This is a genomic window from Lysinibacillus sp. FJAT-14222, from assembly GCF_001278875.1.
Classification (GTDB): Bacteria; Bacillota; Bacilli; order Bacillales_A; family Planococcaceae; genus Lysinibacillus; species Lysinibacillus agricola.
On the sequence record NZ_LIYL01000050.1, the window covers coordinates 1 to 16,221 of the forward strand.

Annotated in this window: 13 protein-coding genes; 2 read left to right on the forward strand and 11 right to left on the reverse strand. The window is 33.8% G+C overall.

All coding sequences use genetic code 11. From position 1 onward, the window contains the following. From AN161_RS20910 to AN161_RS20920, 3 genes are all read right to left on the reverse strand, one after another. The coding region (locus AN161_RS20910; protein ID WP_053596266.1) for a globin-coupled sensor protein at nucleotides 1-902 on the reverse strand (902 nt) is incomplete at its 3' end. A 40-nt stretch (nucleotides 903-942) separates the two neighbouring features. Next, on the reverse strand, nucleotides 943-2,436 hold the full coding sequence (locus AN161_RS20915) for a helix-turn-helix domain-containing protein (RefSeq protein ID WP_053596267.1): 1,494 nt from the start codon (nucleotides 2,434-2,436) through the stop codon (nucleotides 943-945). Nucleotides 2,437-3,044: 608 nt separating this feature from the next. Then, nucleotides 3,045-5,525, reverse strand: coding sequence for an InlB B-repeat-containing protein (locus AN161_RS20920; RefSeq protein ID WP_053596268.1), 2,481 nt, complete (start codon nucleotides 5,523-5,525; stop codon nucleotides 3,045-3,047). A gap of 447 nt (nucleotides 5,526-5,972) precedes the next feature. Between AN161_RS20920 and AN161_RS20925 the strand changes: the two genes are divergently transcribed. Continuing rightward, nucleotides 5,973-6,845: a glycine betaine ABC transporter substrate-binding protein gene (locus tag AN161_RS20925; protein WP_053596269.1), complete on the forward strand. Its 873-nt coding sequence runs from the start codon at nucleotides 5,973-5,975 to the stop codon at nucleotides 6,843-6,845. Between the two features lie 177 nt (nucleotides 6,846-7,022). Here AN161_RS20925 and AN161_RS20930 read toward each other — a convergent pair whose 3' ends face one another. From AN161_RS20930 to AN161_RS20940, 4 genes are all read right to left on the reverse strand, one after another. Then, the gene (locus tag AN161_RS20930; RefSeq protein ID WP_075807318.1) at nucleotides 7,023-8,258 is read right to left on the reverse strand and encodes an MFS transporter; all 1,236 of its coding nucleotides are present in this window, start codon (nucleotides 8,256-8,258) and stop codon (nucleotides 7,023-7,025) included. A gap of 36 nt (nucleotides 8,259-8,294) precedes the next feature. Beyond that, nucleotides 8,295-9,275, reverse strand: coding sequence for an aldo/keto reductase (locus AN161_RS20935; RefSeq protein ID WP_053596271.1), 981 nt, complete (start codon nucleotides 9,273-9,275; stop codon nucleotides 8,295-8,297). Nucleotides 9,276-9,470: 195 nt separating this feature from the next. Next, nucleotides 9,471-9,650, reverse strand: coding sequence for a hypothetical protein (locus AN161_RS29050; protein WP_143114966.1), 180 nt, complete (start codon nucleotides 9,648-9,650; stop codon nucleotides 9,471-9,473). Between the two features lie 82 nt (nucleotides 9,651-9,732). Beyond that, a complete protein-coding gene (locus AN161_RS20940) occupies nucleotides 9,733-10,107 on the reverse strand; it encodes a MerR family transcriptional regulator (protein WP_053596272.1) in 375 nt (124 codons plus the stop codon). A gap of 94 nt (nucleotides 10,108-10,201) precedes the next feature. Here AN161_RS20940 and AN161_RS20945 point away from each other — a divergent pair, with 94 nt between their 5' ends. Further along, nucleotides 10,202-11,368: an MFS transporter gene (locus tag AN161_RS20945; protein ID WP_053596273.1), complete on the forward strand. Its 1,167-nt coding sequence runs from the start codon at nucleotides 10,202-10,204 to the stop codon at nucleotides 11,366-11,368. Nucleotides 11,369-11,699: 331 nt separating this feature from the next. On the opposite strand, the gene AN161_RS20950 is transcribed toward AN161_RS20945, so the two are convergent. From AN161_RS20950 to AN161_RS20965, 4 genes are all read right to left on the reverse strand, one after another. Continuing rightward, nucleotides 11,700-12,812, reverse strand: a complete 1,113-nt coding sequence (locus AN161_RS20950; RefSeq protein WP_053596274.1) for a hypothetical protein — start codon at nucleotides 12,810-12,812, stop codon at nucleotides 11,700-11,702. Next, nucleotides 12,805-13,311: a sigma-70 family RNA polymerase sigma factor gene (locus AN161_RS20955; RefSeq protein ID WP_053596275.1), complete on the reverse strand. Its 507-nt coding sequence runs from the start codon at nucleotides 13,309-13,311 to the stop codon at nucleotides 12,805-12,807. The genes AN161_RS20950 and AN161_RS20955 overlap by 8 nt, the downstream gene beginning before the upstream one ends. A 322-nt stretch (nucleotides 13,312-13,633) precedes the next feature. After that, nucleotides 13,634-14,251 carry a thermonuclease family protein gene (locus AN161_RS20960; protein WP_053596276.1) on the reverse strand — a complete coding sequence of 206 codons (618 nt, stop codon included), beginning with the start codon at nucleotides 14,249-14,251 and terminating at the stop codon, nucleotides 13,634-13,636. 118 nt (nucleotides 14,252-14,369) lie between these two features. Beyond that, a complete protein-coding gene (locus AN161_RS20965; protein WP_053596277.1) occupies nucleotides 14,370-16,109 on the reverse strand; it encodes an ABC transporter ATP-binding protein in 1,740 nt (579 codons plus the stop codon). Between the last annotated feature and the right edge of the window lie 112 nt (nucleotides 16,110-16,221).

The window sequence follows — 16,221 nt, forward strand, 5'->3', positions numbered from 1 at the left end:
GATAATAAATTAGTTTGATCAGCTATTTTCGTTACAATATCAATAATGCCTTGAACTTCCTTTGTTATTTTTAATAATTCTTCTATATCATTGGAAATTATTTTGACTGCCTCATGAACCTTCTTCATATTACTATTCTGTTTACTTATTTGAAATTTCCCATTTTCTGCTCTCTCCTCCGCTAAAGCAGATAACTCTTTTCCAGCATTTACGGTTTCCACCATTTCTGTGCAATGAATATGTAATTCTCGAAATGCTGCATTCGTTTGTTCTGAAATTGCTGCTAAATTTTCAGTTGAATTCACAACTTGAATTTTAGTTTTTTCTACCTGTTTATTTGATTTTTCTTTAATTCTACTTATCTCTTTATCATATTCTTCAAGAACTATTTGTTGCTCTAAGTTAAATAATTTCGAGAGTGCTTTTACACTAGAATAATAAAGTTCTTTTTCAGAAAAATTCTTTTCAATAATCTCAATAATTGTTATAAATATATTTTGAAAAGCACATAAATACCATTTTGTCTGTAGACCAATTTTTACATGTATTTGTGCTATTCTAGTTCTTTTTAAAAAATATTCATCATCGATTATTCCCGAAAACATTTCTAAAATATGTAATTTTAAAGTTTTCTTCAAGGCTGCAACTGAACTATTATTATTAATTAGTGTCAGTAGGGATTCTTCCAATTCTAGATTCTTGTAAAAACAATCAACAATGTCATCAATTTTTTCTTCAATAAATGGCAGCAAGCTTTTAATTACTTGCAGCTCTTCTATTGAAAAATTAATCATTTTTATTTGTTTCTCTATTTCACTGTCATGTTGAATATTCATTTTTATATTACTATCAAGTAATATAATATCGTGATCTACCTTTTTACTTTTATTTTTCCAGAACATAGATCAACCTCCATTTCTAAAATAAACGATTGATTTTTCTTTAAACTTCACTTAGTAAAGTTTTCAATAATAGCTTATTTGGCTGTTGGTACTTATTAAAATAGATTTCCTGTAGTTTTCTAGCTAACCTATCATAGTCTCCTCTGTCCGGAACTGAATTCCAAACAAATATATTTTCTGGATTTTTTTTAATATTTAAGTATAAGCGATCGGTTATAATTAAATCTGCTTCTTCATCTTCAAAACATAACTCAACATGGACAAAAAGACGTTTTATTTGATTGAATAGATAAGGCGCATCACTTATCAATGAAAATATTTTTATTTTAATGGTATCTTTATTTGCATAATCAATTGTTTGTTTTAGTAATTTATGATATCGACCAATTAATACTTCTCTGCGTTTAAATACGACGTTGAAATCCCTATTTTCCAATAGTCGATCAAAAAATTGATTCATGATTTCTATTTGAGCAGTTTCATGCATTTCTAATCGCTTTTTATAAAGATCTTCTTTAAATAAATTAGCTGGACCAGAAAAAGTTAAAACAAAATAATGAAGATGCAGTAAATTTATAAAAAGTGTCCCATATTCTTCGGCATCTAAAGTAACAGAAAAATGATCCATAAATTTTTCCATCCAATAAAGGGTTGCTTGTACAAATAATTCCTGATTATGGTGCTGTGCAAAATTCATCAATAAACTTACTGCATTATCTTTCTTCTGATAATGGCGCATGCAACTAATTATGGAGAAAGAAAACATTGTTTCCAATTCAATTTCTTCTTCTGATAGATCTGTAAATTCTTTAAATACAATCTTAATTTTTCTCGATAATTGATTATAGTTATGATGGTGTTTTGTAAAGTTTGCATACATTGGATGATAATCGATTAAGCAACCTAATTTTGCACGTGTTATGCAAATGGCAAGCCAATACAATACTTGTTCATGGTAGTTTATATTGACTTTCTTCATTTTTTCTAGAATTTCCTCTCTTGAAACTAGTGTAAATGGCCATTCTTCTCCCCAACACGAATTCCAATAAAACAAGAAGTAAAAATAACGAAATTGCTTTTCTGTGCCTTCAAGACTGACCTTTTCTTGAGACGTATACTTCAAATGAAATTGACTTAATAAAGGTTTAACTTTTTTTATACGTCGATACATGGAGGCCGTACTGGTGAAGTTTTCTAAAACAAACATATTAATATCATTAAATCTATTGTAAAAAATCTCATCAAAAGCTTTATATGTTAATGAGTTTTGTAAATAATATCTTTCTACAGTCTTCATAGAGAAATTATCTTTGTAGTCTAATTGAAAATACTTATTCTCTACTTTTTGGATAACAGCAGATTCTGTAATAAGTTTTAAATCAATTGATATTTCCTCGATTATTTTAATAATTGTTCTTTCTGACAGAGCCATCATTTCAGCTATCTCTAAACTTGAAAATAGTTTCTGTTCTTTGTAAATATAATGTAAAACCTCTATTTTTCGTAAAGCAGTGTGATCTAAAAAATTATACATAAAAACACCTCAATGCCTTTCACTAGTAAATCCTAGCTGCGTCATACTAACATACTATTTATTTGAAATTAGATAAGTCTATATAGCCCTTATCATTAATTCTATTCCCGTTTTTTATGACACTAAACATTAAAAAAGCATTATTATTAATACTTTATAACTATTCCAGACATAAAAGTAACCATAAAACAGATGTCAGATGAAATATTTCACTCCCATCGAATACTCTTTTAAACACATTATTTTCATTAAATTCGCTCATTTTGAGTAACCGTGAATAAAGCCCCTTGTTTTTAAAGATATTTACACTATAACAAGCAATTTAAAACAAGCAAAATCACAATTTGTTCGTTTTGAAACATTTTTTGATAATTCTAAAATTCTTTCAAAATGCCTTTAATTTTAAGGGATTTTAAATTTTTTACAGTCTCTTTGAAGTTGTTTTCCTATGTAATTTTTTCACTTAGTACAATGTTTTCATTAGATTTGATTTTCTATTGGATTTATATCGTGAGAGGGTGTTTCTTAAATAATGCTAATGGCGTTCAACTACTAAAATAGAAAAAGAGATGTATCAATTTATGATACATCTCCCTTTATAATAAGACTTATAAACCAAGTGCTCGGTACATAATCGCCGTAAATTGTGCACGCGTTAAGTTTTCATTTGGTCTAAAATGACCGTTTTCATCGCCTAGTGCAATGTTATGGTCTGCTAAAGCGGCAATATATTCACTCGCCCAGTGCGATGGATCGACATCCTTGAATGTACTATCGCCTTCTGGCGTTAAACCAAATGCAAGCACGATCACTTTTGCCATTTCGGCACGTGTTACATTAGCGTTTGGTCGAAATGCTCCATCTGAACCATCCACGATACCCGCTCGTTGTAGTCGTGTAATTTGTTCATAATTTACATGACTTTTAGGGACATCTGAAAAGGCTACAGCGTCTCGAATTGGTGCTGGTTGTAATGCACGGTCAATCATAAGCACTACGTGTTGACGTTGAATCATATCATTCGGTCGGAAAGTGCCATCTGGAAAACCTATAATAATGCATCGCTCGGCAACTTCTTTAATCATATCTTGTGCCCAGTTTTGATCAACATCCTTGAAAGTAATGTCACAACCGTGGCTTTCCTTCATCCATCGCGCATATAATGTTAGGTCTTCTGTAACAACATCTTTTGCAAAATCCCATGCTTTTGTGAAATTTTCATTTTTATACCAGCCGATAAATAGGTAGCCTTCCTTCTTCGGATTAGAAGGAGCTTTCACTAAAGCTTTATACGGCACTGTTTGCGATGGAATTTCACTGCCTCCATTTGAATCAAATGTAACCATATAGTCCTTTGTCCATTTCGCATACAACGTTATGTCTGCGGTTACTTTATCTTTCGCAAAGTCCCATGCATTGTTAAGCGCCGTTTCCTTATACCAGCCGTCAAAATGATAGCCGTCTTTCACTGGAGTGGCAGGGGTTTTCACAAGGTCGTTATAGCCGACTGTTTGGGGTGGCACTTCACTTCCACCATTGGAGTCAAAGGTAATTTTATAGTTTGACGAACCTCCACCAGAGCCGCCAGATCCTCCGCCCGACGTATGATCCTTTGTCCATTTCGCATACAACGTAACATTTGTTGTCACTACATCTTTTGCAAATTCCCATGCTACTGTCAATTCTTTATCTTTATGCCACCCTCCAAATGTATAACCTTCCTTCTTTGGAGCAACTGGTGCTTTTACTAATTCATTATGTCCGACAGTTAGCGATGAAATTTCACTTCCTCCATTGGCATCAAAAGTAACGATGTAGCTTACTTTCGACCATTTAGCATAAAGCGTTATATCTTTTGTTACTCGACCTTTATTGAAGTCCCATAGTTCTGTTAATGCTTTATCTTTATACCAGCCTGCAAATGTATAGCCTTCCTTATTAGGAGGAATTGGTGCTTTCGCTAATTCGTTATATCTAACGGTTTGTGATAAAACTTTGCCTCCTCCATTAGAATCAAAAGTAACGATATAGCTTACTTTTGACCACTTGGCGTATAGCGTTATATCTTCTTTTACTACATCTTGGTCAAAGTCCCATAATTCTGCCATTTCCTTATCTTTATGCCATCCCGCAAATGTATAGCCTTCCTTAAGTGGAGTAACCGGGGCTTTTAGCAATTCTCCCTCTAAAACTTCTTGATTTGATACTTCACTTCCTCCATTTGAATCAAACGTGACAGTGTAACTTGCCGAAGTGTTTTCCTTTTTCCATTTCGCATACAAAGTTAGGTCATCTGTTACTTTATCTTTCTTAAAATCCCATTCGTTTATAAGTTCTACATCTTTATACCAACCATCAAAAATATAATCAGCCTTCACCGGAGGAGTCGGTGCTTGGAGCTCTCCCGATAGAGGGACTTCTTTTTCCCATATATTACTTCCTCCGTTTGATTCAAAAGTGACTAAATAGCTGTTTGTTTGCCACTTTGCATAAATTGTCATCGGCTCTAAAACATTTTCACTCCACTTAATAGTATAATTTTTGTCTTCAAACCATCCAACTAATGTTTTTCTTGGTTGGACTTGCTGATCAAATGGCGTTCCGAATGGCGCAAATTTATAAGGATATCCATGAAATATTACATAATCCAATTTATTGAATTGAAATGCAGAATGTCCGATTGTCTTAATACTTGATGGAAGTTCAATACTTTTTAAATAATTAGAATAAAATGCACTACTGCCTATAGTTGTTACATTTGATGGTATCTTTACGCTTGTTAATTTATTAAATTCAAATGAACTTATCCCAATCTTTGTAACGCTTGATGGTATCACTACGCTTGTTAGTAGCTCATGTTTAAACGCATTGTCCCCTATTTCTACAATTGCTTGACCTTCAATCTCATCAGGAATAACAATATCCTTTGATTCACCCTGATATCCGACAATGGCAACACCGCCCTCCCCGCTCTTTGTTATATAATCGCCTTCACTATCACTGTTTGCGTAAGCAGATAGATTACTTAATGATAGTTGAGAAGATATCAAAAGTATGACAATCATCAATAGTAAGCTTGCTTTTTTCACTTTAACATCTCCTTTCTTTAACATAAAAAACCATATTTTTTGACATTGGAACTATAGCATTATCTAAAAAATTGATAAAATCAAAATTTGTTAGTTTTCGAACATATTTTGATAGTCTTTTTTCTTGCAAATTTAGATTTCATCAAAATTGGCTTCATTTTGTACGTTTACAAACTAAAAACCAAGGATATTTTATTTACTTTAGTAACCTCAAAATGTATTAAACCGATATGAATTAACATAAAATACTCGCTTTACCCGCCTTGATTTACCTATAAAAACAACCCTATATATTTCCGCATGATTCCATAGATTCGAGGTTAGCTTTGGATACTTTTTCTATCGAAGCCGATTTGACAAAAGTAACAACCTTTTGTTAACGTTAAGTTGTTACTTGTTAATTTTTAGGTATATCTCATTCTACACTATAGAAGAAAGGGAGATTTTATGAGATTCGGTAAATTATTAAAGATAGGATTGGCCTTCGCACTAATGTTAGTATTAGCTGCTTGTGGCTCAGATGATGAAGGCACGAAAAATAAAGAGAAAAAAGAAGTGAACTTAGTCTATGTTGAATGGGATACGGAAATTGCCTCTACACACGTAGTAGGACAAGTTCTAGAGGATTTAGGATATGATACAACACTAACACCACTAGATAACGGAGTTATGTGGGAAGCTCTTGCAAAAGGAGAAGTTGATGGTATGGTGTCAGCTTGGTTACCACAAACACATGCCCCACAAGTTGAGAAGTACAAAGATAAAATAGTCGATTTGGGTGAAAACCTAACTGGTGCAAAAATTGGCATGGTTGTCCCTAGTTATATGGATGTAAATTCTATCGAAGATTTAACAGATGAAGCTGGTAAAACGATAACTGGCATTGATCCAGGAGCAAATATGACAGCAACTACGGAAAATGCTTATAAAGAATATAGTAACCTTGAAGGCTGGAATGTACTTACCTCATCTGGAGGCGCAATGACAGCAGCTCTTAGTCAAGCAATTGAAAAAAATGAAGAAATCATAGTTACAGGTTGGTCACCTCACTGGAAATTTAATGCTTTTGATTTAAAATATTTAGACGATCCTAAAGGCATATACGGAGCTGAAGAATATATTGGTACGTTTGCACGTAAAGGATTAAAAGAAGATAATCCAGGAGCATATAGTGTTCTCAAAAACTTCCACTGGACTGCAGAAGATATAGAAAGTGTTATGTTTGATATTATGGAAGGCTCTGATCCTAAAGAAGCAGCAAAAAAATGGATTAAAGACAATGAAGATAAAGTTTCAGAGTGGACAAAAGATGTAAAATAACACAAATGATGAGCTTTTATAAGCTCTGTTCAACAATTCGACTTCGACATGAGAAGTTCAGGTATTACATATTGTGTAGTATAAATGCTCACGCAAAAAGTTAGATTACTCTGATACACTTAATCAACAAAAAATCCATTTACTAAGCAATCAGTAAATGGATTTTTTCATGTTATTTTAATACCTCCGAATGGAAATGGCCCTCTTAAGTAAAGATACATAAGATTCTTGTCTAAACAAATGAAATTTTAAAAATAAACTATTTACTAAAAAGAGGAGACCAGCTAAAAAAATAACCCCTTTTATGTGGATGATTCCACTTAAATATCCACCAAGTAAAGGACCAATTAGATTTCCTAAAAATAAAGCACTATGATAATAACCGAATGTTAAACTTTCCATTTTTTCAGGTGCATATTTTCGTATTAAACTTATTACCGATGGGAGAAGTCCACCTATAAACATTCCCATTAAGAACCTAGCGAGTAGAAAAAGCCATATAGAAGAAACCAATGCTTGAGAAACATAACAAATAAAATTCCCAAACAAAGAAATTAACAAAATAATTTCAGGACCTACTTGATCTGCTTTTCTTCCTAAAATGGGAGAAAAGATCATAATAGAGAAACCCGAGATAGAAACCGATAACCCTACCATCGTTGTTAAAAAGCTATCATTGTTCCACATACTTTCTACATACGTAGCCAGAAATGGTGAAGTACTCATCGTTGAAAACTGAATAAGAAATCCAACCATAAACAAAATTCCAATTAGAGGTTCTTTCATAATTTCCTGTAGTTCAGAGAAAAAATTAATACGTCTTTTTTTAGATGTCGGAACTTTCAAGGTATTTGGTTCAGGCTTATTAATTTCTGTTAAAAAAAATAAAATAAGTGCTCCTGAAATCAGTAACATAGCGCTTGACACATAAAGGATTTTATAAAATCCTATCCACTGCCCCAAAACTCCACCTATTAAAGGCCCAAAAATATTTCCGGTGTAAGCACCTGATTGGGCTACACCGAGTGCATAACCTATTTTTTCTTTAGGGGTATTCATTGTAATAAATGGAGAAGATGCAGGGATAAATCCACCAAAAATCCCTAAGATAAAACGTAGAACTAATAGATGCCAAGCTGTCGTGCTATAGGTCATTAAGAATGTGGCAAACGCCATTCCAATTGCTGAACGGATTAGAATAGTTTTCCTACTCGTTCGATCTGCAATTTTCCCCCATATCGGCTGAAAAATAAAAGCAGATAAAAAAGTAGCTCCAAAAATCATCCCTGTCCAAAGCTGAATATCAGTTTGAGTGTGAACACCTAAATCACTTTTAAGATAGACTGGAATAAAAGGTATAATTAAGCTAAATGCGGACATGACTAAAAATTGTGCAATGCTCAAAATATACATATTCTTTTTCCAAACTTCCAATTATATACCCTTCTTTCACTGATTTAATAGTTTCATAGAATGTACAGGATATCTATCACCAACTGCTGAACCTACAGGTATAGCTTTATTTATGAAATCCTTTACATCATTTGGCAATTCAAAATCTATTGCAGCTATATTTTCTTTTAAGTAGGATCTCCTTTTTGTCCCTGGTATAGGGATAATATCTTCCCCATCAGACATCAACCATATTAATGCTAGTTGTGCAGGACTAATATTTAGTTGGTTTGCTATATCTTCTAGCTGTCGAATCAAAGAAAGGTTTTGATTGAAGTTGCCTCCCTGAAATCGAGGTGCGTTCCTTCTAAAATCGTTTTCTACAAATTTATCAACCGACTTAATTTTTCCAGATAAAAACCCTCGTCCCAGAGGACTATATGGTACAACAGCGATATTTAGTTTACGGCAAAGGGGCAATATTTCCTCTTCAATATCTCTAGTCCATATTGAATACTCTGTCTGTAATGCAGCTATAGGATGTACTTTTTGTGCTCGTTTTATCGTTTGAGAAGATACTTCTGAAAGCCCAATATGTCGTACTTTACCTTCTTCAACTAATTCCTTCATAGCACCAACTGTCTCTTCTATAGGAACGCTGGGATCTACACGGTGTAGATAATATAAATCGATGTAGTCAGTATTTAACCGTCTTAGGCTTGCTTCACAGGCCTTTTTTACATATTCCGGGCTGCCGTTAATTTGCATTACCTTCCCACTCTCATCTCTTACAAAAGCAAATTTGGTAGCTATGTTTATCTGTTGTCTGACATTTTTTAATGCTTGACCGACTAATTCTTCGTTTTTCCCCACTCCATATTGATCAGCTGTATCAAAAAAGTTAACACCAAGTTCTAAGGCGTAATGCAGTGTAGCAATCGATTCCTCATCATTTTGAGTTCCATAGTATTCTGACATGCCCATACATCCTAATCCTAAGGATGAGACACTTAAATCTCCAATAGATCGATATTTCATTTTTTCTCCTCCAATCTTTCTATAGCATGAAATTATATCGATTAGAGTGCACTATAACGCAAATGTATTTTTTCCCATTTCTCATAAAAAAAAGACCTTTTAGAAAGGTCTCTTTTAAACTTATTTAATTATATTACAGATATATCGATTAACCATTTTTATCCATTTAAATTAATTAGAAGGCTCTGATTTCCGCTACGAGCTACTCGCTTTGTTGCTGACGCTTCGCTTTCGCACAGATAAAACATTTGTTGCTGACGCTTCGCTTTCGCACAGATAAAACATTTGTCGCTGACGCTTCGCTCTCGCGCAGAGCAAGGCTTCCTGCGGGCGGGAGTCGAGTAGCCCTACGCTACGATCAGTTAAAATGGACATACATTAGCAAAATATCAACAAAAAAATCCTTTTATCACTCAATAATAAACCTATATTTTCCTAATCAACACGTTTGATTATATTACTTAACTTTTTCCTCCAAATTTTTATAGTAGTCAATTTTTTCATTAATCTTAGTTAAATTGTTTTCTAGTTGCTTAATTTGATTAAGAACATTATCTTGATGAACTTCTAATAGTTCTCGTCTTTCAGTAACGGTAGAATCACCTTGACGTCTTAGGTCTGCAAATTTTTTCATATCACTTACAGGCATTTCTGTGTTACGTAACATAATGAGAAAATCTATACATGAAATATCGTTCTTTGAGTATTTACGATATCCATTTTCATCCCTTTCAATCTCACATAAAAGACCAATATTTTCATAATAGCGTAGCGTGTAAGAACTAAGACCAGTGATTGAGGATATATCCCGAATAGTTAATAATTTTTCCATATTTTTATTATAACACACTTGCTTTATAGTGCACTCTAAGGAGTATCTTTGATTCTAGATTCAGTTTTTAATAGTTTTTTAGGAGGAATTTTTAATGAATATAGGGATTTTTGTTTTAGCACTTGCCACATTTGTTGCTGGTACAGTGGAGTTGGTGATCGCGGGGATAATAAACATGATTGCAGAAGATTTACATGTTTCTGTAGGAGCAGTCGGTCAGTTGGTCTCAGTTTTTTCATTAGTTTTTGCCTTTGGGGCTCCAGTACTTATTGCTCTAACTTCTAAAGTAGAAAAACGTAAATTACTGCTCATAGCAATGTTAACTTTTCTAGGTGGTAATATTTTATCTATAGTTAGTCCGAATTTTACAACCTTATTAATAGCCAGAATTATTCTTGCAGCTAGCTGCTCTATTGTGGTTGTCACTTCCGTAACAATGGCTGCCAAAACTGTTGCAACGGAATTAAGAGGAAGAGCTATTGGATTAATTTTCATGGGTTTAAGTGCATCATTAGTGTTAGGTGTACCACTAGGAACTATTATCGGTCAAAATTTTGGTTGGAGAATGACATTTGTATTAGTTGCAGTCTTAAGTATTGTTTCTATGTTAGGAATCATTAAGTTTTTACCTAAGGTTCCACCACAACCAGCCATTCCTTTACGTAAGCAAATAGCCACATTAAAAAGTAAAAAAATCGCATCAATCCAGCTCATATCCGTTTTGGAGCTAACTGGTCATTTCATCGTTTATACTTATTTCACGCTTTTTCTTAAAACAACAATGGACTTATCAACAAATATGATTAGTATGGTCTTACTGGTTTTTGGTATAGCTGGAATAACAGGTGGTTGGATTGGTGGCTGGGCATCCGATAAATTTGGAGGAGCAAAAACTATACTCACATTTCTTATACTTTTTGCAGTTTCCTTGTTCCTATTACCTTATGCAACAGGATCAATGATAAGTTTATTGATCGTTGTCGTACTATACGGTGCGATGGTTTGGGCTCTTAGTCCAGCAGTACAAAATTATCTAGCCGAGTCTGCTCCAGATTCCTCAGATATCCAATTAGGTTTAAATACTTCATTTTTACATCTTGGAGTAGCTTTAGGTTCTGGTTTTGGTGGTTTACTTGTAGACTACTATTCCGTAACTATCAACACGTGGGTAGCTGGTATTATGGTAGTGTTAGCCCTTATCTCTGCTATTTATTCGCTAACGATAAACCGTAGAGGAAATTCTTCAATTCAAGGACTATAACTAAAAGGATAGGAAGACGCCCAGTTTTCAACACAAAATGGATAGTTTAATAAACTACTACTCTTAAAAAGTTGGTGCCGTTTTATTTGTGAAGAGAAACTACTGGGGCCAACTAAAAGTTCTCTAAGTAATATAAAATCAAGGACTGCATCACTAATTAAAGCAGAAAATCCATCTACTATAAGCCAGTAGATGGATTTTTTATGTCATTTTAATATCCCTGATGGAAGCCATCCCTTTGAAAGTATGTTTGATATGTGACCCAATATTTAACTTTACGTTTTCCAGTTATCCTTAACATCCCGAGAAATTTATACTGACACATCAATAATTACTCAAACTGATAATCTTCATTATAAGAATGCTCAAATATATTTAATATTTCTAGTAACTGTATAGCCTCCGTTTGGTATTCATTAGATGAATCTTCAGCAAATTCTTTTAAAGATACTTTGTATTTATTATATGTTTTTGGAGCAAATGGGATATACTTTTCATTCCCTTCATCAACTTTATATAACATTTCAGCATATACTTCTAAAGTATAATTCCACGTGTCATGCGGATTTATAAATTCCAATTCACCGTTTGAATTTTGGCCTAATGCTAGAGCTGATATATTTTTATAATCAAAGGAAACTTCTACTGGTTCTTTTAAAGATTTGAGTTTTTTTACGGATAATTGTTCATCTATTTGAAAATCCTCTTTAAAGATAGTTATATCATCCGCAGCAACTTCCCTATAAAAATGAATAGCGTTCCTGTGAAGCTGGCTATATTCTTCACTATTTTTTGTTTTTATACTTAATGCTTTTAAAAGTCTACTTTCTAATAGTTCATATTTCGCGTTGAAATATAGAACATCTTTAAAATATTCATTTTCTGAAATACCTAAAGCCTTGAATAAATCACCATATTCAGATACTGCTTTTGTTTGAGAAAATTCATGAAGAAATTCTGTATTTTTTTGTTTAGCAAGTTCTTCAATCTCCTTATCATTAACTTTAATACCTTTACTTTGAGCAAAAGTCATCATTGCCGTTTGCCCAATAAGCGAATCAAAACTAAGCGATTCAGCCTCTGCTCTAGTCCAAAATGCAGATTGGAAATATTGCATATCATATACATCTACACTAAAAAAAGTTTTGTTCAGAGGTTCAATATGGACTTTTTCAAGATTATATTCTTTTAGAAGTTTAGAATATTTGTTACTTGTAACGTCTACAGTACTTTCTGTTGGTGTAATTACTCCTAAAATAAAAATAATACAACTTACGGTTACAATTGTCGTAATGAATCCGAATAAATGCTTAGGATATAAGGCCAGAGTCTTTTTTGGTTTCTGATTTTTATAATTTAACATTCTTTCTATCGACTTTTCGGAGGGAAGATTATTCTTTTCAAAAAAATGATCCAAACTCTTTTTTATCTGTTCTTTATTCATTGAATATCGCCTCCTCCTCTTTTAGTAACTTTTTTAACTTTTCACGTCCTCGAGCAAGCCTAGTCTTTACCGTATTTTCAGATAAATCTAGTAAAACTCCTATTTCTTTAACGGAATAATCCAAATAATAATATAAGTAGATCACTTCTCTATATTTTATTGATAAATTAAATACATGTTCGTAGAGCTCTTTGTTACTACTCCTTTCTTCAGCTAATTCTTCGGTTGACTTTGAATGATTAAAAAATGATGTAAAAGTATTTGTTAGTTGATAGTTGCGATAAGACCAACTTCGTAATATATCGTAACTGCGATTAATGGTCATACGAATTAAATAAGTTTTGTAATTTGATTCTCCACGGAACTGTTCTTGCCGCTCAAAAGCTTTTATCATGACATCCTGTACAATATCTTCAGCCAATTGGACATTTTTCACATATGAGTATGCAATTTTAAATAAATCCTTCATGTATTCTCTTGCTACCTCATCAAAATCCATCCAACATTCACCACCTCATTAAATTAGACGTATGTAAAAAGTGCACCGTTTCGATTTTTATAAAAAAAGGCGCATCACGATAACTTGAGATTGATTTCCGTTCCGACTGGGCGATTTCAATCAACTTAGCCACATGACATACGTTTTAACAGCATGTCATCCACCCCCAACTTTCAGTGACGAACAAAAAATAAAGTGCAGCTTTTTGACAAACTCTTATAAGCTTCACTTTTTTTACTACTATATTTTTTGAATAAAGAAAGGACTGTCCCCAAAAGGCATTTTTCATTGCCTTTTGGGACAGTCCCTTGTTAGTTAACCATTATTTTAATACTTCCGGATGGAAGCCATCTTTTTGGAAGTAATTTTCATGTGACCAAACATTTAGTTTTGCTTTTTCCGCATCTTGCTGAATTTCTCTAAATTCATCCTCAAACGTATTGTTTGGTTTATGGATAAAGCGAACCGCTGCAAGCCCTTCTTTTAGTAATGATTCCTGTAACATTACATCATCAATAAAGACATAAGCTAATAAGCGATCATAGTTATCTGTTTCTGGTCCAACATCGTAAACCGCTTCAACCTTTTTAGCGTTTTCTAGCAATTTAATCGTATAGTCCTTCGCATCTTCAGCATAAGGCTGTGCTTCACCTTTGTTATAATTCATCTCTGGTGTATCTACCATCAGCAAACGAATTTTTTCTTTCTTGCCATTTATTGTCGCCTGAATTGTATCACCATCATATGCTTTAATATAGTCTACATCAAAGCGCTTATTTCCTGTTTTTTCTTCAACCTGTTCAATAGAAATAATGCCATGCTGGTCGGTAGTTGTTGCATCCTTTTCTTCGGCTGGTGATCTGCCAAAAATCATATACAATGCAACGGCTAGAATAATTGTACCACTCGTAATTAACGTTTTTATATCTTGCATTTTCATGTAGTAGGTCCCTCACAACTTTCCATCTTTATTACACTTTAAAGAACTTTCTATAATCAAAAGTCCTTAAAAGTTTCACGATGTTTCTATTGTAAAATATCAGGCTACTACATTCAAGCTATGTAGATGCTATGGCAACCCAATGATTTGGGGATACTTCAACAAGCTGACTATTTTCTATCTCATAGCGTGTTTGTACCTCTTCATTTTCTGCATCCATATGTTTTTGCTTTTCTATCGCCGGATCTGGAATTGGTATTGAGCGCAATAAAGCTTGTGTATACGGATGCTGCGGATTGGCGTACAGCTCCTCACTTTCTGCAAGCTCTACAATCTTCCCACCATACATGACAGCGACACGATCACTAATATGTTTAACCATAGACAAATCATGAGCAATAAATAAGTATGTCAATCCTAGGCGCTGCTGTAAATCCTTTAGCAAGTCTACAATCTGCTTTTGAATAGAAACATCAAGTGCTGAAAGTGGTTCATCACAAACGATAAAATTTGGCTCCACTGCTAAAGCTCTTGCGATGCCAATACGTTGACGCTGACCACCGGAAAATTCATGTGGATAACGCACTGCATGTTCTTTGTTTAAGCCTACAAGTTCCAGTAATTCCTCCACACGCTGTTGACGCTCTTCATTCGTTTTAACGAGTTTATGAATGTCTAGAGCTTCTCCAATAATATCTACTATTTTTTTTCGAGGATTTAACGAGGAATATGGATCTTGGAAAATAATTTGCATATGACGACGCATTGCTTTAAGCTGCTTTTTCGTTAGTCTTGTAATGGGTATACCTTGATACAAGACCTCTCCATTCGTAGGTTGATGAAGCTGTAAAATAGTTCGGCCTGTCGTAGATTTCCCGGAGCCTGATTCGCCTACTAAGCCTAATGTTTCTCCTGGGTATATATGGAACGACAAATCATTGACTGCCTTCACCGTTTGACCGCGACCTAATGCGAATTCCTTTGAAAGATGTGTCACTTCGATTAATGGTTTATTTTTATCAATTCCTAGCTGTACATTCGCAATTGGTTTGGGCTGTTTTTTCTCATGGAGCTTAGGCAAAGCATTTAATAGTTTTTTAGTATAAGGATGTTGAGCATTCGCAAAGATTTCCTCTGTTGTACCTTGCTCAACAATCTCGCCTTCCTTCATAACAATAAGTCGATCGCACATACCAGCAACAACGCCTAAATCATGTGTAATTAATATGATTGAGGTACCCATCTTTTTTTGCATATCTCGCATTAATTTTAAGATTTGCGCTTGAATGGTTACATCAAGGGCTGTTGTCGGTTCATCTGCAATTAGTAAAGAAGGATGACAAGCAAGTGCCATGGCGATCATAGCACGTTGGCGCATTCCCCCTGAAAATTCATGCGGATATTGTTTATAGCGTTCTTCTGCATCTCGAATGCCTACAAGCTTTAATAACTCTATTGTTTGCTTATATGCCTCTGCTTTGGACATTGACTGATGCTTTATTAAACTTTCGGACACTTGGTCTCCAATACGAATAGTTGGATTTGTGGATGTCATTGGATCTTGAAAAATCATACTAATATCTTGTCCACGGATTGCCTCCATTTGTTTTTCACTCAATGAAGTAATCTCTTGTCCTTTAAACAAAATAGTTCCTGACTTTAGAAATGAAGGTGGCGATGGTAATAAACGCATAATTGAACGAGCCGTTACACTTTTTCCACTACCTGACTCTCCTACTATTCCGAGTGTTTCACCTTTATTTACATGAAAATTAACGCCTTTAACGGCTTCAAATTCTGTCTCTCCCGTTATAAAAGATACACGAAGATCGCTTATTTCTAGAAGCTTTTCACTCATTCAATCCATCCTTTTGTAAATTTTGTGATTGACTTAATTACTAGTATAATTCATACTTTACAATACTGATAGGAATTATACAATATAAAAAATATTGAATCTTCATCCTGCA